The organism is Saccharopolyspora sp. NPDC045941 (assembly GCF_056431445.1).
This window is the reverse complement of record NZ_JBWKKU010000006.1, coordinates 129,971-149,667: the sequence shown is the minus strand read 5'-3', so window position 1 is coordinate 149,667 and position 19,697 is coordinate 129,971. Positions and strand designations below refer to the sequence as shown.

15 protein-coding genes are annotated in these 19,697 nt (G+C 70.7%); 3 read left to right on the top strand and 12 right to left on the bottom strand.

Translation table 11 applies throughout. From position 1 onward, the window contains the following. Positions 1–262 precede the first annotated feature (262 nt). The gene (locus AC07FN_RS06985) at positions 263–1,834 is read left to right on the top strand and encodes a BCCT family transporter (RefSeq protein ID WP_478394824.1); all 1,572 of its coding nucleotides are present in this window, start codon (positions 263–265) and stop codon (positions 1,832–1,834) included. A 163-nt stretch (positions 1,835–1,997) separates the two neighbouring features. Next, complete coding sequence (locus AC07FN_RS06980; RefSeq protein ID WP_268951827.1) at positions 1,998–2,123, top strand: hypothetical protein; 126 nt, start codon at positions 1,998–2,000, stop codon at positions 2,121–2,123. Positions 2,124–2,364: 241 nt separating this feature from the next. Here the strand turns inward: AC07FN_RS06980 and AC07FN_RS06975 are convergent, their stop codons facing one another. The 8 genes from AC07FN_RS06975 to AC07FN_RS06940 form a co-directional block, all read right to left on the bottom strand. After that, entirely contained in the window at positions 2,365–6,318 is a 3,954-nt protein-coding gene (locus tag AC07FN_RS06975) for a HAMP domain-containing protein (RefSeq protein WP_478394760.1), read from the bottom strand. Positions 6,319–6,335: 17 nt separating this feature from the next. Beyond that, positions 6,336–6,992: a response regulator transcription factor gene (locus AC07FN_RS06970; protein ID WP_358568731.1), complete on the bottom strand. Its 657-nt coding sequence runs from the start codon at positions 6,990–6,992 to the stop codon at positions 6,336–6,338. Positions 6,993–7,138: 146 nt separating this feature from the next. Further along, the gene (locus AC07FN_RS06965; RefSeq protein WP_452614087.1) at positions 7,139–7,558 is read right to left on the bottom strand and encodes a CBS domain-containing protein; all 420 of its coding nucleotides are present in this window, start codon (positions 7,556–7,558) and stop codon (positions 7,139–7,141) included. A gap of 294 nt (positions 7,559–7,852) precedes the next feature. Next, on the bottom strand, positions 7,853–8,983 hold the full coding sequence (solA, locus tag AC07FN_RS06960; RefSeq protein WP_478394759.1) for an N-methyl-L-tryptophan oxidase: 1,131 nt from the start codon (positions 8,981–8,983) through the stop codon (positions 7,853–7,855). A gap of 187 nt (positions 8,984–9,170) precedes the next feature. Then, entirely contained in the window at positions 9,171–9,935 is a 765-nt protein-coding gene (locus AC07FN_RS06955; protein WP_478394758.1) for an amino acid ABC transporter ATP-binding protein, read from the bottom strand. Next, entirely contained in the window at positions 9,932–10,789 is an 858-nt protein-coding gene (locus AC07FN_RS06950; protein WP_478394757.1) for an amino acid ABC transporter permease, read from the bottom strand. The genes AC07FN_RS06955 and AC07FN_RS06950 overlap by 4 nt, the downstream gene beginning before the upstream one ends. A 21-nt stretch (positions 10,790–10,810) precedes the next feature. Then, complete coding sequence (locus AC07FN_RS06945; RefSeq protein ID WP_478394756.1) at positions 10,811–11,734, bottom strand: ABC transporter substrate-binding protein; 924 nt, start codon at positions 11,732–11,734, stop codon at positions 10,811–10,813. 184 nt (positions 11,735–11,918) lie between these two features. Continuing rightward, a complete protein-coding gene (locus tag AC07FN_RS06940) occupies positions 11,919–12,164 on the bottom strand; it encodes a hypothetical protein (RefSeq protein WP_358386749.1) in 246 nt (81 codons plus the stop codon). 155 nt (positions 12,165–12,319) lie between these two features. Here AC07FN_RS06940 and AC07FN_RS06935 point away from each other — a divergent pair, with 155 nt between their 5' ends. Next, the gene (locus tag AC07FN_RS06935) at positions 12,320–13,822 is read left to right on the top strand and encodes an ArnT family glycosyltransferase (RefSeq protein WP_478394755.1); all 1,503 of its coding nucleotides are present in this window, start codon (positions 12,320–12,322) and stop codon (positions 13,820–13,822) included. 3 nt (positions 13,823–13,825) lie between these two features. On the opposite strand, the gene AC07FN_RS06930 is transcribed toward AC07FN_RS06935, so the two are convergent. The 4 genes from AC07FN_RS06930 to AC07FN_RS06915 form a co-directional block, all read right to left on the bottom strand. Next, positions 13,826–15,184: a PrsW family intramembrane metalloprotease gene (locus AC07FN_RS06930; protein ID WP_478394754.1), complete on the bottom strand. Its 1,359-nt coding sequence runs from the start codon at positions 15,182–15,184 to the stop codon at positions 13,826–13,828. A gap of 160 nt (positions 15,185–15,344) precedes the next feature. Beyond that, positions 15,345–16,769: an amidase gene (locus AC07FN_RS06925; RefSeq protein WP_478394753.1), complete on the bottom strand. Its 1,425-nt coding sequence runs from the start codon at positions 16,767–16,769 to the stop codon at positions 15,345–15,347. 115 nt (positions 16,770–16,884) lie between these two features. Next, positions 16,885–18,378 (bottom strand): CoA-acylating methylmalonate-semialdehyde dehydrogenase, encoded by a 1,494-nt coding sequence (locus tag AC07FN_RS06920; protein WP_478394752.1) that lies wholly within the window; start codon positions 18,376–18,378, stop codon positions 16,885–16,887. After that, positions 18,375–19,676 carry an aspartate aminotransferase family protein gene (locus AC07FN_RS06915; RefSeq protein ID WP_478394751.1) on the bottom strand — a complete coding sequence of 434 codons (1,302 nt, stop codon included), beginning with the start codon at positions 19,674–19,676 and terminating at the stop codon, positions 18,375–18,377. Before AC07FN_RS06915 ends, AC07FN_RS06920 begins: the two co-directional genes overlap by 4 nt. Positions 19,677–19,697: the final 21 nt, after the last annotated feature.

The window sequence follows — 19,697 nt, the reverse complement described above, 5'->3', positions numbered from 1 at the left end:
CGCACCCGGGTGCGGTATAGTTCTCGTTTCGGCGGCGGGCTTTTTCCGCGCGGCAGTTGCCCGGGCCGCCAGCATCGAGGTCCGACGCGACCTCCGGCCGCGATCTCCTACAGGAAGAGCCTCCGCAAAGCCTCCACCTCTGCGCCCGCCGTCGCACGCGCTCCGCGCGTCCGGGGTGCTTCCCCTCACTCTTCCCGCTCGGGTCGCTGCGCCGGATGCGCGCGCCCGGGCCGGTCCGAACCTTTCCACTGGAGTCGACCTCATGGCACGAGCCAGCACGCTCCCGGCCAACCGGCTGGGCGCGGTCTTCTACACATCGGTGGCGCTCTGCGCCCTGTTCGTCTGCTGGGCCACCCTGTTCACCGACAGCCTCGACGCGGTCACCGGCGCCGCGCTGAACTGGATCACCGGCTCGTTCGGCTGGGTCTACCTGGTCGCCAGCCTGGCGATGCTGGGTTTCCTGGTGGTGCTGGCCACCACGCGCTACGGCCGCATCCGGCTGGGCGCCGACACCGACCGGCCGGAGTTCAGCATGCTGAGCTGGCTGGCCATGATCCTCGCCGCGGTGATGGGCATCGGCCTGGTCTCCTACGGGGTGTCCGAGCCGATCAGCCACTTCGTGACGCCGCCGCACGGGCTGGCGCAGCCGGGCACCAAGCACGCGGCCGTGGTCGCGATGCAGTACTCGTTCTTCGACTGGGGCCTGCACGCCTGGGCGATCTTCGCGGTGTTCGGCATCGCGCTCGGCTACTCCACCCACCGCAAGGGCCGCAAGGGCCTGGTCAGCCCGATGCTGCGGCCGCTGCTCGGCGACCGCGTCGAGGGCCCGCTCGGCAAGGCCATCGACGTGCTGGCGATCTTCGCGACGCTGTTCGGCACGACCACTTCGCTGGGGCTCGGTGCGCTGCAGATCAACGGCGGGCTGTCCAGGCTGTTCGGCATCCCGGGCGGCACCGGCACGCAGATCCTGATCATCGCGGTCGTCACGCTGCTGTTCACCATCTCCGCGATCACCGGGCTGCACAAGGGAATCCGGTTCCTCAGCGAGACCAGCATGGGCCTGGCGGTGCTGCTGTTCGGCTTCGTGCTGCTGCTCGGGCCCACCGGTTTCGTGCTCAACCTGCTGGTGGAGTCGCTCGGCCAGTACGCAGGCGATTTCATCCCGATGAGCCTGCGCACCGGGATCTTCGGCGAGCTGGAGTGGATGCAGAGCTGGACCTACTTCATGCTCGCCTGGTGGATCTCCTGGGGCGCGTTCGTCGGCGTGTTCCTGGCCCGCATCTCCAAGGGCCGCACCATCCGCGAGTTCGTGATCGCCGTGCTCGGCGTGCCCAGCGCGGTGTTCTTCCTCTGGTTCACCGCCTTCGGCGGTACGGCGATCTTCGAGGACGCCTTCCGCGGCGGGCAGGTGGCGCAGGCCGCCGCGGCGGACTCCAACAACGCGATCTTCGCGATGCTGGAGACGCTGCCGTGGCCGACGATCACGTCGCTGATCGCGATGGCGCTGGTGCTGCTGTTCTTCGTCTCCGGCGCGGACGCCAACACCTTCGTGCTGAGCATGCTGTCCTCCGACGGGCACGCCCGGCCGCGGACGTCGGTGCTGGCGTTGTGGGGCGGGCTCACCGGCGTGACCGCGATCGTGCTGCTGGTCGCCGGCGGGCTCGACGCGCTGCAGAACACGGTGATCGTCACGGCCGCGCCGTTCGTGCTGGTGATGCTCGCGCTGGCGGTCTCGCTGTGGCGGGAGCTGCGCCAGGACCCGCTGATCGCAGCGGCGCCGGAGAAGAAGGAACCGGTGGCGGTCGCGACAGTGCCGAAAGACCCGGAAGTGTGACGTTCGTCGGCCGCCGGGGGCGCTGGAGCGCCCCTGGCGGCACACCGGCAACAGCCGCCCCGGCCGTTGCCCGGTAGGGCGACCCCGGGCCGTCGGCCGGTCTTCCACCTGCGGTTATGGTGGTCGGCAACAGCCTGCGAGCTATCAGAGTTGGGACACCGCCATGGCTGATCCACACGGCATCGACCACTTCGACGCGACGTTCGCGCGCGACCTCGCCTGGGCCCAGCGGCTCCGCGAGCAGCTCGCCGACATGCCGACGATCGAGGAACCGGAGCAGGTCGACTAGAGCGGCTGGCTGGGCTTGGTGCGGTAGGGCGGGTTTTGAAGCGGCGCAGCCGCTTAGCCCACCTACGCAACTCGCAACGCCGCGGGTTCACGGTGCCCACCCCTCCGGGGTTCTCCCGGCGAGGACAGCCCCGACGTGGTGAATTGGTCATTCATGATGTCGGGGATCCCACAGCGAGAAGGCCTCTGAGGTTCCGCTACCGGCACCGCCACGCAAGGCGAGCCCGGAAACAGCTCGGCCCTCAGCCGCCGGTCTCGGGGGCGCGGCCGGCCGGCAGGTGCTCGGCCAGCAGCTCCAGGAGCCTGCCGACGTCGACCGGCTTGCTCAGGCACTCGTTGGCGCCCGCCGTGATGCTCGCCTCCCGGTCGCCCTTCATCGCCTTCGCCGTGATCGCGACGATCGCCAGGTCCCGGTGGCGCGGCATCTCCCGGATGATCCGGATGGTGGCGTTGCCGTCCATCTCCGGCATCATCACGTCCATCAGCACGATCACGATGTCGCCGTGCTGCTGCAGGGCGTTCAGCCCGGCCAGCGCGTTGTCCGCGTTCACCACCTGAAGGCCGTGCTGCTCCAGCAAAAGCGTCATCGCCTGCACGCTCCGGTAGTCGTCGTCGACGACCAGCACCTTCTCCCCGTTGAACTGCAGTGACGCGTGTTCCTCCGGCTCCTCGGTGTGCAGCATGTGCTGGTGGCCCTCCTGCCGGATCAGCTCGGTGGACCGCATCGGCGGGTCGATGCCCTCGGCCGACACGTCCAGGCTGGTCTCCGCCGCGCTCGGCACATGGGGACGCGGCAGGCGCTCCGGCTCGGCCACCGGCTCGACGAGCTCCGCGGGCCTGCTCAGCGGCGGCTCGATCGGCAGGTACAGCGTGAAGGTGCTGCCCTCGCCGGGCTCGCTCTGCACCTGGAGTTCGCCGCCGAGCAGCGTGGTCAGCTCGCGGCTGATGGACAGCCCCAGGCCGGTGCCGCCGTACTTGCGCACCGTCGTTCCGTCCACCTGCTGGAACGCCTCGAAGATCAGGTTCAGCTTGTCGGCCGGGATGCCGATCCCGGTGTCGCGCACCGAGAACGCCAGCCGCTGCCGAGCGTGGCGCAACGCCTGGGTGTGCACCTCGGAGGGCTGCGCCGGGCGGATCCGCAGCTCGACGCCGCCCCGGTCGGTGAACTTGACCGCGTTGGACAGCAGGTTCCGCACGATCTGCTCCAGCCGGTTGCGGTCGGTGCGCAGGGTCTGCTGCACCGACGGCGCCACGGAAACCCGGAAGTCCAGGCCCTTGTCCGCCGCCAGCGGCCGGTACAGCGACTCCACGTGCGCGGCCAGGTCGGCCAGCTCGACGTCCTCCGGCAGCAGGTGCATCTGCCCCGCTTCCACTTTGGACAGATCCAGCACATCGTTGATCAGCTGCAGCAGATCGGTGCCCGCCTGGTGCACGGTCTTGGCCAGGTCCACCTGCTGCGAGGTCAGGTTGCCCTCCATGTTGTCGGCCAGCAGCTTGGCGAGGATCAGCACGCTGTTCAGCGGGGTGCGCAGCTCGTGCGACATGTTGGCCAGGAACTCCGACTTGTAGGCGGAGGCCTGCGACAGCTGCCGGGCCCGCTCCTCCAGCTCCTGCCGGGCCTGCTCGATCTCGATGTTCTTCAGCTCGATATCCCGGTTGCGGCTGGCCAGCAGCGCCGCCTTCTCCTCCAGTTCGGTGTTGGAGCGCTGCAGCTCGGTCTGCTGCTGCTGCAACTGCTCGGACCGCGCCTGCAGCTCCTTCGCCAGGTGCTGGGACTCGGCCAGCAGCGCCTCGGTGCGCGAGTTCACCACGATCGTGTTGACGTCGACGCCGATGGTCTCCTTCAGCCGTTCCAGCAGGTCCAGGTGCACCGGGGTGAACGCGTTGACCGACCCCAGCTCGATGACCGCCAGCACCTCGCCCTCGAACAGCACCGGCACGATCGCCACGTTGGTGGGCGCGCTGCCGCCGAGCCCGGAGCTGATCCGGATGTAGCCCGGCGGCGCGTCGCTGACCAGGATCGACTTGCGGTCGGCCGCGACCTGCCCGACCAGCGACTCGCCCAGCTCGAAGCGCAGCGGCGGGCGGCCGTTGCGGTCGCTGGGGCGGCCGTAGGCGGCGGTGCGCTCCAGGATGCTGCGGCCGTCCTCCCCCGCCCGCCGCAGGAAGAACGCGCCGTACTGGGCCGACACCAGCGGCGCCAGCTCGGTCATGATCAGCCGGGCGAGCGCGTCCAGGTCGTGCTGGCCCTGCATCAGCGCCGAGATCCGGGCCAGGTTCGTCTTCAGCCAGTCCTGCTCCTGGTTGTCCTTGGTGGTCTCCTTGAGGTTGCTGATCATCGCGTTGATGTTGTCCTTGAGCTCCGCTACCTCGCCGGAGGCGTCCACGGTGATCTGCCGGGTCAGGTCGCCCTCGGTGACCGCGGTGGCGACCTGCGCGATGGCGCGCACCTGCGTGGTGAGGTTGAGGGCCAGCCGGTTGACGCTCTCGGTCAGCCGCCGCCAGGTGCCGGAGACGTCGGCGACCTCGGCCTGGCCGCCGAGCTTGCCCTCGGTGCCGACCTCGCGGGCCACCCGGGTGACCTCGGCGGCGAACGCCGACAGCTGGTCGACCATCGTGTTGATGGTGGTCTTGAGCTCCAGGATCTCGCCGCGGGCGTCCACGTCGATCTTCTTCGACAGGTCGCCGCGCGCCACCGCGGTGGTCACCTGGGCGATGTTGCGCACCTGGTTGGTCAGGTTGCGGGCCATGATGTTGACGTTGTCGGTGAGGTCCTTCCAGGTGCCCGCCACGTTGGGCACCCTGGCCTGGCCGCCGAGGATGCCCTCGGTGCCGACCTCGCGGGCGACGAGCGTGACCTGCTCGGCGAACGCGCGCAGCGTCTCGACCATCCCGTTGATCGTCTCGGCCAGCGCGGCGACCTCGCCCTTGGCCTCCACCATGATCTTCTTCGACAGGTCGCCGCGCGCCACCGCGGTGGTCACCTGGGCGATGTTGCGCACCTGGATGGTCAGGTTGTCGGCCATGATGTTGACGTTGTCGGTGAGGTCCTTCCACGTTCCCGCCACGCCGTGCACCCGCGCCTGACCGCCGAGCTTGCCGTCGGTGCCGACCTCGCGGGCCACCCGGGTCACCTCGTCGGCGAACGCCGACAGCTGGTCGACCATCGTGTTGATGGTGTTCTTCAGCTGCAGGATCTCGCCACGGGCGTCGACGTCGATCTTCTGCGTCAGGTCGCCCTGGGCGACCGCGGTGGCGACCTGCGCGATGTTGCGGACCTGCACGGTGAGGTTGTTGGCCATGAAGTTCACCGAGTCGACCAGCCCGCGCCAGGTGCCGGCCGCGCCGGGCACCTCGGCCTGACCACCCAGCCTGCCCTCGCTGGCCACCTCCCGGGCCACCCGGGTGACCTCCTCGGCGAACGCCGACAGCTGGTCGACCATCGTGTTGATGGTCTCCTTGAGCTCGCGCGTCTCGCCGGAGACCTCGACGGTGATCTTGCGGGTCAGGTCGCCGGCGGCGACCGCCTTCGCGACGTGCGAGATGTCGCGCAGCTGGCCGGTGAGGTCGGCGGCCATCCCGTTCACCGTGTCGGCCAGGTCCCGCCAGGTGCCCACCAGTCCCGGCACCTGCGCCTGGCCGCCGAGCTTCCCCTCGGTGCCGATCTCCCGCGCGACCCTGGTGATCTCCTGTGCGAACAGCGACAGCTGGTCCAGCATGTCGTTGACTGCCCCGCTGAGCCCGGCCAGCTCGCCGGGCAGCGCGGCGTCCGCGGCGCGCCGCGGCATCCGCTGCGACAGGTCGCCGCGGGTCAGCGCCCCCAGCACCCGGTTCAGCTCGGCCATCGGCGCCAGCAGGGTGCTGATCATCCCGTTCACCGAGTTCGCGGCGATCGTCCAGCCGCCCTGCGAGGAGCCGTCGAAGTCGATCTGCGGGATCGGCCAGTCGCCCCGCTCCGCGGCGACGCCGACCCGCTGCAGCTCGCCGACCAGGAACTGGTTGCGCTCGGCGAGCTCGTTGAAGACCGTGGCGATCTCGGTCGCCAGGCCGCCACCGGAGAACACCAGGCGGCGGCGGAAGTTGCCGTCCCGCAGCTCGCGCAGCCCGATCAGCAGGCGCGTCAGCAGCACTTCATCGCTCTCCTGCCCGGGGAGGGCGAGCTCCGCGGACGGGACGTCCGACGGCTGTGACGACATGACGGCCTCCGCCCCGCTCAGCGCTTGCCGCGCGAATCGCGGTCCAGCCGCAGCTCGGTGGCCAGGACCGCGGCCTCGCTGCGGTGCCGCATGGCCAGCTTCGCCAGCATCTGGGACACGTAGTTCTTGATGGTCTTCTCGGCGAGGAACATGCGGCTGGCGATCTCCCGGTTGGTGAGCCCCTCGCCGATCAGTTCCAGCACCTGCCGCTCGCGGGCGGTCAGCTCGCGCAGCGGGTCGGTCTGCTCCTGCTCGCGGCGCAGCCAGGCCAGCATCGCCTCGGTCTTCTTGGGGCTCAGCAGCGACTCCCCGGCCCCGGCGGTGCGGATGGCGGTGACCAGCTCCTCGCTGACCACGCCCTTGAGCACGAACCCGGCGGCGCCGGCCATGATCGCGTCCATCAGGGCGTCGTGGTCGTCGAAGGAGGTCAGCATCAGGCAGCGCAGCTCGGGCAGTTGCGACTGCAGTTCGCGGCACAGCTCGACGCCGTTGCCGTCGGGCAGCCGCACGTCCAGGACGGCGACCTGCGGCTGCGCCCTCGGTACCCAGGCCAGCGCCTCGGCGACCGTCGCGGCCTCGCCGACCAGTTCCAGGTCGTCCTCCGCGGCCACCAGCGCGGCGATTCCCCGCCGGATCACGTCGTGGTCGTCGACCACGAAGACGCGTGTGGTCATCTGGTATCCCCGCCCCCTTCGCGCCGAACTCCTAGGGAGGGCACTGACCAGGATAAATAGCTCGCCTGCGGGGCGCTGGCCGGAACGCGTCGGAGCTGGGCGACCGCCGGCACCCGGCCGCGACCGGGCGCCGGGGCGAGGGGAGCTCACTTCATCGCGTAGACGCTCTCCACGAAGTGCGCCAGCTGCTCGTCGGTCAGGTGCCGGGCGAGGTCGGCCTCGCTGATCATGCCGACCAGCCGGTGTTCTGCGATCACCGGCAACCGCCGGATCTGGTGCTCCTCCATCATCGAGAGCACCTTGCCGACGTCGGAGCCGGCGTCGACCCAGTACGGCTTGCCCTGCGCCAGCTCGCCGGCCTTCATCCCGGCGGGGTCGCGGCCTTCGGCGCAGCAGCGCAAGACGATGTCGCGGTCGGTGATGATGCCGTGCAGCCGGTCGTCCCGGCCGCAGATCGGCAGCGACCCGACCTTCAGGTCACGCATCATCTGCGCGGCCTTGTACAGGCTTTCGTCCTCGCCGATGCATTGAGCCCCCGCATGCATGATGTCGCGCGCAGTGGTCATGGCTGATCCTTTCGACTGCGGTCCTGGGCTGCCCTCTCACTACCCGCCCCGGTCCCCGGCGAAACCGCTGCCCGCTCGGTCCCGCTTCCACAGATCAGGCGCAATGTCAGGAGCACGCGGGGCGTCTGCGGTGTCCCGGCCCGACCGGCGCCCGCGATACCTCGGGGGGTGGCCGCCAGGCCCGCGCGGCTCGGGCTGCGAACGTCGCGGAGCACGAACCGGCGCCCGGCCAATATGCCCTGATCCGAGAGGAGGCGGCCGCTGCCGGCTGCCCGTTGCATGCGGGTCACGGCCTCAGAACCGTTCCGGTGCAAGGAATCCCGGCAGGTCGGCCTTGCCGGTCAGCGCGTCGGCCACCACCGCGGCGATGCCGGGTGCGTACTTGAAGCCGCGCCCGGAGTGCCCGGTGGCCAGCACGACCCGTCCATCGCCGATGCGGCCGACCAGCGGCTTGCCGTCGGTGGTGAACAGGTCGGTGAACGCGTCCGTCCGCACCGGCTCCGGGTGCAGGCCCGGCAGCATCTGCCGGACCGCGCTCGCGATGGTGCGGATCTCGGGGAGGCTGTGCCGCCGGTCGACCGCTGCCGGTTCCGGCACCACGTGCGAGGTGACCGCCCCGGCGACCTTCACCATGACACCGTCCACTGTGGGCGTTCCGTAGACGTGCACTCCGCCGTCGTGGTGGATGAAGATCGGGAAGCGCTCCGGCCGGTAGTCGTCGATGGCCTCGGCCCCGAACCAGGTGAGCAGGACCCGCCGGGGCTCCACCGCCGCGGCCAGCGCCCCGGGCAGGAACCGCGATGCCCACGAGCCCGCGCACACCACGACTTCACCGACCCGATGCGTGCCACCCGTGGTGTGCACCAGAACGCCGTCGCCGTCTTCTGCGATGCTGGTGACCTCCGTGTAGCGCAGCACCCCCGCCCCGGCCCCTTCCGCTACCCGGGTGGCGCTCAGCACAGCCTGCTCGCAGCGCAGGAAACCGGCCTGCTCGTCGAGCACCGCGACCTCGCCGTCGCGCAGCCGGTGCTGCGGATACCGTTGGGCGGCTTGGTCTTTCGACAGCACCTCGACCGCGACCCCGGTCTCGCGGGCGCTCTCGACCAGCCCGGAGATGTAATCCTTCGCGGGGTCGCCGATCGCCAGACCGCCGCACTGCGTGAGGATGCCGTCCCCCGACTCCGCTTCGAGTTCCCGCCACAGCCGCAGCGAATCGCGCAGCAGTGGCACGTACTGCGCGCCTTCGGCGTAGGCGAGCCGGAACAGGCGCGTCTCGCCGCCCACCGCGCCGCGGTCGTGGCCGGGCGAGAACTGCTCGAAGGCCAGCACGTCGACTCCGCGGCGCGCCAGCTGCCAGGCGAGCATGCTGCCGATCGTGCCGGTCCCGATGATGCCGACCTGGGCGTCCAGGTTGCTTGCGGTCATTCTCTCGGCCCCTGTCCGTGAATTTGCACCGGATGGTCGGACCCCGCGATCTCAAGGGAAATCAGAGGTCCGGTTTCAATTGGACATGCATCAGGAGGGGCACCCGCAGACCGGGGAGCCTCTGAGGTTCCGCCACCCGCACCGCCACGCAGAACGAGGTTGGAAAGCCTCACTGGATATCGCAGGGTCACAGCACCTTCGACAGGAACGACCTGGTGCGTTCGTGGCTCGGGGCGGCGATGATCTCGCGCGGGTCGCCGTGTTCGACGATGGTGCCCTCGTCCATGAAGATCAGCGTGCTGCCGACCTCGCGGGCGAAGCCGATCTCGTGGGTGACCAGCAGCATCGTCATCCCGTCGGCGGCCAGGTCGCGCATGGTCGCCAGCACCTCGCCGACCAGCTCGGGGTCCAGCGCCGAGGTCGGCTCGTCGAACAGCATCACCTTGGGGCGCATGGCCAACGCCCGGGCGATCGCCACCCGCTGCTGCTGCCCGCCGGAGAGCTGGCCCGGGTAGGCGTCCTCCCGGGCCGCCAACCCGACCCGTTCCAGCAGCTCGCGGGCGCGCTCGCGCACTTCCTCGCGCGGTTCCCGCTTGACCCGGCACGGCGCCTCCAGCAGGTTCTCCAGCACCGTCATGTGCGGGAAGAGGTTGAAGCGCTGGAAGACCATGCCGATGTCGGCGCGCTGCCGGGCGATGTCGCGCTCCGGCAGCTCGATCAGCCGGTTGCCCGACCGCCGGTAGCCGATCCGGGCGCCGTCGACCTGCACCTCGCCACCGTCCACCCGCTCCAGGTGGTTGATGCAGCGCAGCAGCGTCGACTTGCCGCAACCGCTGGGGCCGATGATGCAGCACACCTCGCCGGGGTCGACCTCCAGGTCGATGCCGCGCAGCACCTCCACCGAACCGAACGACTTGCGCACGTCCCTGAGCTTCACCAGCGGGGTGCTCACGCGACGGTCCCCTTCCCGTAGTGCCGTTCGACGTAGTGCTGCGCCACGGTGAGCACCGATGTCATCGCGAGGTACCACAGCGCGGCGACGATGAGTAGCGGCATCGTCTGGTAGGTGCGGGAGTAGATGACCTGCGCGCTGTGCATCAGGTCCATCGCGCCGAGCACGCTGACCAGCGAGGTGTTCTTCAGCGTGGCCACCGTCTGGTTCGCCGTCGGCGGTATGATGATCCGCATCGCCTGCGGCAGCACGATCCGTCGCAGGATGTGCAGCTTGCCCATGCCCAGCGCCTGCGCGGCCTCGGTCTGCCCGCGGTCCACGCCGAGCAGGCCGCCGCGCACGATCTCGGCCATGTAAGCGGCCTCGTTGAGCGCCAGCCCGAGCACCGCGGCGACGAACGGGGTGATGAACACGTTGGCGTTGCCGGAGATCAGCACCGGGCCGAACGGGATCTTCAGCTCCAGCACCGGGTACAAGGCCGAGAGGTTGAACCAGAAGATGAGCTGGATCAGCAGCGGAGTGCCGCGGAAGAACCAGATGTAACCGGCCGCGGCGCCGCTGATCAGCTTGCTCTGCGACTGCCGCATCACGGCCAGCACGATGCCCAGCAGCAGCCCGGCGACCATGGTGATCGCGGTCAGCTCCACGGTCAGTAGCGCGCCTTCGGCGATGGACCGCGCCGTGAGGTACTCCGCGACGACGTCCCACTCGTACTGCTCGTTGGTCACCAGGCTGGTCAGCAGCGCCGCGCCCAGCAGCACCAGTACCACTGTCCCGACGATTCGCCACGGCCTCGGCCGCTTGACGATCACCAGCGGGCCGGCCTCGCCGACCGCTGCGTCCACTGTGGTCATGAGCGGGGTTCTCCTCGCTGGTCAGGAAGCCGGGGTTTCCACGACGGGGTCGACGATCGCGTTGGCGTCCATCCCCCAGCGGTGGAAGATGCGCCGGTAGCCGCCGTTCTCCATCAGCGTGCGCAGCGCGGCCTGCACCGCCGGGGTGAGATCGGAGTCCTTGGGCAGCCCGATGGTGATCGCGCTGACGTTCAGCTCGCCGATCAGCTCGAACGAGTCCGGCGCCTGCGTCTGGGCGTAGGCCAGCACCGGCGTGTCGGCGAACACCGCGTCGACCCGGCCGCTGTCCAACTGCAGCAGCGCATCGTTCTGGCTGGGCAGGATGACCGGCTCGATCGGGTCGGCGCCCTTGCAAGTCCGCTCGCTGAGCTCGGGCAGCCGCTGGGACTCCTGGATCGAGCCCTGCTGCACGGCGACCTTGAAGCCGCACAGCCGCTCGGTGGACAGGCCCAGCGGATTGCGGGTCTTGACCGCCAGCCCACTGCCCCAGGCGCCGTAGCGGACCATGTCGAGCGTCTCCAGGCGCTTGGCCGTGGGCGACATGCTGGAGATCGTGAAGTCGTAGCGCTTCGCCTGCAGTCCCGGGATGATCCCGTCCAGCGGCACGTTGTGCAGCGTCACGGGGAGGCCGAACAGGCGTCCCATCGCCCGCGCCAGGTCGGGGTTTAGCCCGACGATCGTCGTGTTGTCCTCGGCGTAGAACTTGGTCGGTGCGCTGGAGACGTTCATGACCACGTTGAGCGTCCCGGCCTCGCGGATCCGCGCCGGCAGCAACGCGGCGACGGCCGGATCGGCGGCGAGACCGTCGAACGTCTCGTACTTGGGCCCGTCCGCGGTGCCCGTGACGTTCTCGTCGGGGTTCGTGCAGCCGACGGCGGTCAGCGACACCACCAGCGCGCCGACGACGAGCAGCCGCAGTCGGCGGGCGGCGGGCGGTAAGGGCATGCGCACTCCAGATGGCTGCGTCGGCGAAGATCCCGGCTGGCGGGTGCGGCCCGGCTCGGCGGGAGTGGAACGTATATTGAATCCAACTCCGGTTTGGCCGCAAGACCTCCAGCGCGAGTCATCGCGCCTGCGGGCGACAGGAAGACTTGCGCTCGAACCCAGATTTCCTTTGTGGACGGTTGCGTCAGTACTCGTGCATGTACCGGTCGAACGCGGCGTTGGCCGCCGCCCACTCGTGGGTGATCAGCTCGGTCGGCACGTCCGGCCGCGGCTCGGCGTCCACGGTGACGACGAACCCCGGCTCGGAGACCCGGCGGCGCAGCTGCACCAGGCACCCGCCCGCCGAGCGGCCGAACCGCTCCCCGTTGTCCTTGGACTTGACCTGGCCCGGCTGCAGGGCGGACAGGTCGTCGTTCGGGTTTTCCGCCATGCGCCCGTTTGTAGCCCAATCCGGCAATCCCGGCACGTCGTTGCCTGCCGGTTCGAACAGGCGTGCCCGCGCCGCGCGCGGGAACCCGAGTTCGGCACCGCGGCCCGGTGCCGCAACTAAACTGCGTCGCGAAACGCGCGAGGTCAGGGGGGCAGATGAGCGCGAGTTCCAGCACCGCCGCCGCGGAGGCCACCGACCGCATCCCCCGCGCCCTTCCGCCGTTCGCCCGCGCCGCGGTGCCGGTCATCGCCGCGGCGACCCTCGCGCTCCTGCTCGCCCTGACGACCCGCTACGACTACGTCACCGACGAGCTCTACTTCCTGGCCGCCGGGAGGTACTACCCCGACTGGGGGTACATGGACCAGCAGCCGCTGGTCCCGCTCCTCGCCGCGTTCCTGGACCGGGCGTTCCCCGGTTCCCTGTTCGCCTTCCGGCTGCTCCCGGCCGTCGCCACGGCGCTCGGCGCGATCGTCACGGCGCTCATGGCGCGGGAGCTGGGCGGGAGCCGGCGGGCCCAGGTCCTCGCCGCGGCGGCGTATCCGCTCTCGCCGTGGATCCTGCTCAACGGCCACTGGCTCACGGCGTCCGCAATGGAGCTGCTCCAGTGGACGGCCATCCTCTGGTTGCTGGCCCGCTGGGCGCGGCTCCAGCACGGCGGCGTCGACCGCGACCGGCTGCTGCTCGGCATCGGCCTGATCACCGCCCTGGCGGTGCAGACGAAGTTCCAGGTACTCGTGCTGATCGCGGCGCTGCTGGTGAGCATCGCGATCACCGGCCCGAGATCCCTCTTCGCCCGGCCGGCGCTGTGGTTCGCCGCCGCGATCCCGCTGATCACGGCGGTCCCGACGCTGTGGTGGCAGGCCCGCCACGGCTGGCCCGCCCTGGCGATGGGCACCGCGGTGAACAACGAGAACGACCGGCTGCTCATGGTGCCGACCGCGCTGTTCTACGCGGGCCTGCTGGTGGGCGCCGCGTGCTGCTGCTACGGCGCCCTGCGGCTCCTGCGGGCTCCGGAACTGCTGCCGTTCCGGTTCCTCGGCTGGGCCGCGATCGCGGTGTTCCTGTTCTTCCTGACCGCCGGCGGCCGGCCGAACTACGTCGCGGGCCTGTTCGGGCTGCTGTTCGCCGCGGCGGCCACCGGGTTGCAGCGCCGCACGGGAAAGCTGCTGTGGCCCGCCTACCTGCTCTCGGCGGTCCTGCCGCTGTCGCTGCTGCCGGTCTACCCGCTGGGCTTCCTGGCCCGCCATCCCGAGCTGCCGAGCTACGTCCGCCTCTACGAGACCGGCTGGCCCCAACTCACCGAAGCGGTCGCCCGCGCCTACCGAGCGCTCCCGGCCGAGCAGCAGCGCCGCACGGCGATCGTCGCCGAGAACTACTACCTGGCGGGGGCGCTCGACGTCCTCGGACGGAAAGCGGGCCTGCCCCGTGCCTACAGCCCGCACCGCGGCTACTGGTTCTTCGGCGCACCACCGAAAACCGCCGACTCCGTGCTTTACGTCGGGAGCGGGAACCCGCTTTCGGTCCACTTCGGACGATCGCGGGAGCTCGGCGAGGTCGGGACGGGCCTGGTGAACGTGGCGGAGGGCAACACGATCACGCTCTACCAGGACCCGTTGCAGCCGTGGCCCGCGCTGTGGCCGCGAATCCGCACGATCTGACGCTCACCTCGGGCCCCAGGGACCGCCGGGGTGCGGGCCGTTCGGCCCCGGCGGCTGCGGCGGACGTCCCGGCGGCCGGTGCCCGCCGGGCGGGAACCCGCCGGGCGGCTGCGGGCCGCGGGCGGCCGGTGGGCGCGGCTGGTAGGCCGGCAGCTGGCCCGCCGCGAGCTGCGCGGGCGGCGCGAAGAAGCCCGACCGCTCCTGGCGGGCCCACGGCGGCGGAGGCGCCTGCGGCAGCCGCCGGAAGAAAGCGTCCCGCGCAGCCCGCATCAACCCCAAGATCGCCTCCCGCCTGGCGAAGAACTTCTCCGGCGGGATCGTCTCCTTCTCGGCGTGCGCGTGCAAGAGTGCGAGTTCGGTGGCCGCCAGCTGGTAGTCGCCCATCGCCCGCGCCCCGGTCGCGCCCGCCTGCGCGCGCGCCCAGTGCCGCGCCTGCCGGCGACCGGCGAGGCTGCCGAGCATCTGCACGTCCCGCGACTGCACCAGGCCGCTCGGGATGTAGGCGGGCAGGTACTTGCGGATCAGGTGCACCAGTCGCTTGCGGTCCAGCACCACGATCACGACCAGCGCGATCAGCACCAGGAACTGCACGAGGTACGCCACCACCATGCCCGGGAAGCCGGCGAACGTCAGGCTGCCGTTCCACAGCGCGTGCAGGAAGACCGCCCCGCACCAACCGCCGACCACGGCGAAGAACCGGCCCGCGCCCCGGTGCGTCGCGGCGTAGGCGACGCCGAGCCCGGTCATCGCGGTGTACATCGGGTGTCCCAGCGGCGCGATCACGCCGCGGATCAGCACCGTGCCCCAGATCTCACCGGTCTCGGCGCCCAGGCCCTGCATGTAGTAGAGCACGTTCTCGACCAGCGCGAAGCCCAGCCCGCACATCCCGGCGTAGACGATGCCGTCGGTCGGCCCGTCGATCTCGTGCCGCCGCACCCACAGCAGGTACAGCAGCAGCGCACCCTTGAAGCTCTCCTCCACCACCGGCGCGACGATCGACACCGTGACCACCGAGGCGGCCTCCGCGCCCAGCGCCGGAGCCATCAGGATCTCGCTGCCGGTGTTCACGACCAGCGCGCCGATGATGGCCACCCCGGCGCCCCAGCCGAACGCCAGCCACAGGTTGAGCTGCGGCTCCGGCTCCAGCCGGTCGATGAGCAGGATCAGACCGATGAGCACGACGGCGGTCGGCAGCGCCAGCGCGGTGCCGATCACCACGTTCACCGGCCCGCCCTGCAGCAGGTAGAAGGCCAGCGCCAGCAGCAGGCAGAAACCGGACACGACCAAGCCGATGATCAGCGGTATCGGCGCGCGGTTGGTGCTGCGGCCGTCCAGGACGGACCGAGGACTGAGTGCGGGCATGCCCGCGAGCGTAGGAGATGCCCCGAGCCCCCGCGCCGGGTACCGCGATCTCGCCGGAGATCACCGGTTGCCGATCATCCCGGGCGGGGCGCCCTCGACTCGTTCCGACCGATCCGCCCGGCGAGGCCGGCAGCGCCTCCGCCGAGCGGTCGGCGTCGCGCTAGAGCGCCGGGCGGTGGCTTTCCGTGTACGCCCACGGCCGGACCCGTTCCAGTTCCTTGCCCAGCCGGAACACCGTGGCGTCGTCGTAGGTGTGGCCGACGATCTGCACACCGGTGGGCACGCCGTTGTCGCCGTGCCCGCTGGGCACCGCGAGCACGGGGCACCGGTTGTTGATGTTGAACGGGGTCGTCAGGGTCGCGTCGGAGAACCGGGCGAAGCGGTGACCGTCCACTTCGAACTCGCCGATCAGGTCGTCCCCGGCCGGCAGCGCCGGGATCGCCGCGGTCGGGCACAGCAGGGCGTCGAAACCGGACATCGCCTCGGCGAGCTCGCGCTGCATGCGGGTCTCGATCCGCAGCCCTTCGAGGAAGCCGCCCCGGTCCGCTGCCTTCGCCGCCCAGCCCAGGAACGCCGCGGTGTAGGGCGCGACGAGGTCGCGCCGGTCGCCGACGACGTCCTGGACCAGCGCACCGAAGATGGTGCCGAAGTGCATTCCGGTGGCCCGGCCGATCTCCGCGCGGGTCCAGGGCAGTTCGATCTCCTCCACGACCACACCGGCCTGCGCCAGTGCGTCGGCGACCGCGCGGGTGTTGCGCTCGACGTCCGGCTTGACGTCGTAGTCGCCGAGGCGCACGCACAGCGCCACCCGCATCCCGGCGGCCGGTTCGTACTCGGTGGGCAGCGCGATGCGGGGCCGCAACGACGTGTGGTCGCGCGGGTCCGGGCCGATCAGCGTGTTGGCGAACAGGATCGTGTCGTCGACGGTGCGGGCCAGCGTGCCGTCGCCGCGGTAGAAGTCCATCGACAGCGGCGGAGTGCCGGGAATCCGGCCGTAGGGGGCCTTGAACCCGACGGTTCCGGTGAAGGCGGCGGGAATCCGGGTGGAGCCGCCGATGTCGGAGGCCGTGGCCAGCAGCGCCGTGCCGGCGGCGAGCGCGGCGGCGGACCCGCCGGAGGAGCCGCCGGGCGTGTAGTCCGGGTTCCACGGGTTGCGGGTGACGCCCCACATCGGCGTGTGGGTGAACGTGGAGATGCTGAACTCCGGCGTGGTGGTGCGGGCGTGGATGATGCCGCCCGCGTCCAGGACGCGGTCGATGACCGGGGCGTTCTCGGCGGCCACGTTGCCCTTGTTGATCAAGGACCCCTCGGTCAGCGACCGGCCCGCGATGGCGTGCTTCTCCTTGGCGGCGACCGGGATCCCCTCCAGCGGCCGGGGCGCGGGCCCCTTGCCCAGGTACCGGGCCTCGGCCTGCGCGGCGGCCGCCAGGGCCTCGTCGAAGAGCCGCTCGGTGAACGCGTTCACCTCGGGCTCGACCTGCTCGGCGCGCTTGATCAGCGCCTGCAGCAGTTCCACCGGGGACAATGCGCGCTTGGCGAACAACGCGCGCGCTTCCGTCGCACTGAGGTAGATCAGCTCCGACATGCCACTCCTTTATTCAGCTGTTGCACCGTTGTCGCGCAGGTGTCGTGAGTGGACGTGGCCGCCGGGGCGGCCACTGCCACTCACGACACCTGCCGGGAGGGCGCGCGGCCCGACCTCAGCTGTTCTGCGGGAACCCGAGGTTGACGCCGCCGTGGGACGGGTCCGGCCACCGCGTGGTGACCACCTTCGTGCGGGTGTAGAACTGGATGCCGTCCGGGCCGTAGGCGTGCGCGTCGCCGAACAGCGAGTCCTTCCAGCCGCCGAACGAGTAGTACGACACCGGCACCGGGATCGGCACGTTCACGCCGATCATGCCGACCTCGACCTCCTCGCAGAACTGCCGCGCGGCGCCGCCGTTTTCGGTGTACACCGCCGTGCCGTTGCCGTACGGGTTGTTGTTGAGTACCTCGATCGCCGAGTCGTAGCCGGGCACCCGGAGCACCGACAGGACGGGGCCGAAGATCTCGTCGGTGTAGATCGACATGTCGGTGCCCACGCGGTCGAACAGCGTCGGCCCCAGCCAGAACCCGTCGTCCCCGCCGTCGACCCGCACGCCGCGCCCGTCCACCACCAGCTCCGCGCCCGCCTCGACGCCGGCGTCCACATAGGACGTCACGCGGTCCCGGTGGGCGGCGGTGACCAGCGGGCCCATGTCGCAGCCGCGGCGCCCGTCGCCGACGCTGAGCTTGGCCATCCGCTCCGCGATCTTGGCGACGAGCTCGTCGCCGACCGGGTCGACGGCGACGACCGCGGAGATCGCCATGCACCGCTCCCCCGCCGAGCCGAACCCCGCCGACACCGCGGCGTCCGCGGCCAGGTCGAGGTCGGCGTCGGGCAGCACCACCATGTGGTTCTTCGCCCCGCCGAGTGCCTGCACCCGCTTGCCGTTGCCGGTGCCGGTCTCGTAGACGTAGCGCGCCACCGGCGTGGAGCCGACGAACGACACCGCCTTCACCACCGGGTGCGCCAGCAGCGCGTCGACCGCGACCTTGTCGCCGTGCACCACGTTGAACACGCCGTCGGGCAGCCCGGCCTCCTGCCACAGCCCGGCGATGAAGTTCGCCGCCGACGGGTCCTTCTCGCTTGGCTTGAGCACCACGGCGTTGCCGCAGGCGATGGCGCCCGGCACGAACCACAGCGGCACCATGGCCGGGAAGTTGAACGGCGAGATCACCCCGACGACGCCCACCGGCTGCCGCACCGAGTGCACGTCCACGCTCGTCGAGGCGTTCTCCGAGAAGCCGCCCTTGAGCAGGTTGGGGATGCCGCAGGCGTACTCGACGTTCTCCAGGCCGCGCTGCACCTCGCCGGCGGCGTCGGAGACGACCTTGCCGTGCTCGGCGGTGATGATCTCGGCCAGCTCGCCCTTGCGCTGGTTGAGCAGTTCGCGGAAGGCGAACAGCACGTTGGACCGCTTCGCCAGCGACGCTCGCCGCCAGCTCTTGAGCGCCTCGGCGGCCGCCGTGACCGCAGCGTCCACATCGGACTCCGCGGCGAACGCGACCCGCTTGGTCACCTGCCCGGTGGCGGGGTCGAAGACCTCCCCGCTGCGCTGCGGGGCCGCGTCGGCGGGCTTGCCCGCGATCCAGTGCCTGATCAGTTCTGTCATGCGTGGAGCTCCTGCTCGGCCAGCGAGATTGTTTCGGTGAGGATCTGCAGCGCCTGCGCCGCCTCCTCCTCGGTCAGCGTCATCGGCGGCGCCAGGCGCAGGACGTTCCCGTGCAGCCCGCCCTTGCCTACCAACAGCCCGTGCCGCTTCGCCAGGTCCATCACCCGCGTGGCCGACGCGGCGGCGGGCGTGCGGGTGCCGGGTTCGACGAGCTCGACGCCGATCATCAAGCCCTTGCCTCGCACGTCGCCGATCAGCGGGCACCGCTGGGCGTGCGCCCGCAGGCCGTCGAGCAGCTGGGTGCCGAGCTTCGCGGCGTTGCCCTGCAGGTCGTGGTCGAGCAGGTAGGCCAGGGCGGCCCCGGCGCCGGCGGTGGAGATCGGGTTGCCGCCGAAGGTGGAGATCGAGTTGGCGGTCAGGCAGTCCATCAGCTCCGCCTCCGCGACCACCCCGCCGATGGCCAGCCCGTTGCCCAGGCCCTTGGCGAAGGTCATCGCCGCAGGCACCACGCCGTGCGCCTGGATGCCCCAGAAGTGCTCGCCGGTGCGGCCCCAGCCGGTCTGCACCTCGTCGGAGATCAGCAGGATCCCGTACTCTTCCAGGACCTCGGCGAACGCGCCGAACAGCCCGTCCGGCGGGGTGGCGAAGCCGCCGACGCCCTGGATCGGCTCGGCGATCATGCAGGCCACGTCGCCGGCGGTGGTGGTCTCGATGACCTCGCGCAGGTCGTCGACGCAGGCGGCGATGTAGTCGGCGTCGGAGAGGTCCCGGAACGGGCTGCGGTAGCGGTAGCCGCCGTGCACGTAGCTGACCTTCACCGGGGACAGCGAGCTGGCCGACCAGCCGCGGTTGCCGGTCACGCCGACGGTGCCGAAGGCCCGCCCGTGGTAGGAGTTGCGCAGCGCGAGGACCTGGTTGCTGCGCCGGTACTGGGTGGCCAGCATGAGCGCGGTCTCGTTGGCCTCGGTGCCTGAGCCGGTGAAGAACACCTTGGGGTTGGTCATCCCGGACAGCTCGCCGATCCGCTCGGCCAGCTCCACCTGCTGCCGGATCAGGTAGAGCGTCGAGGTGTGCAGGATGCCGGTGTCGACCTGGCGGCGGATCGCGTCGCTGATCTCGGCGACGTCGTAGCCGATGGCGTTGGTCAGGACCCCGGCGAAGAAGTCCAGGTAGGTGTTGCCGTCGGCGTCGGTGACGTGCCGTCCCTCGCCCGCGACGATCTCGATGGGCTCGTCGTAGTAGAGCGCCAGCCAGCTGGGCATGGCGGCGCGGTGCCTGGCCAACAAGGATTCCGTCATCAGCGTCCTCTTCCCTCCAAG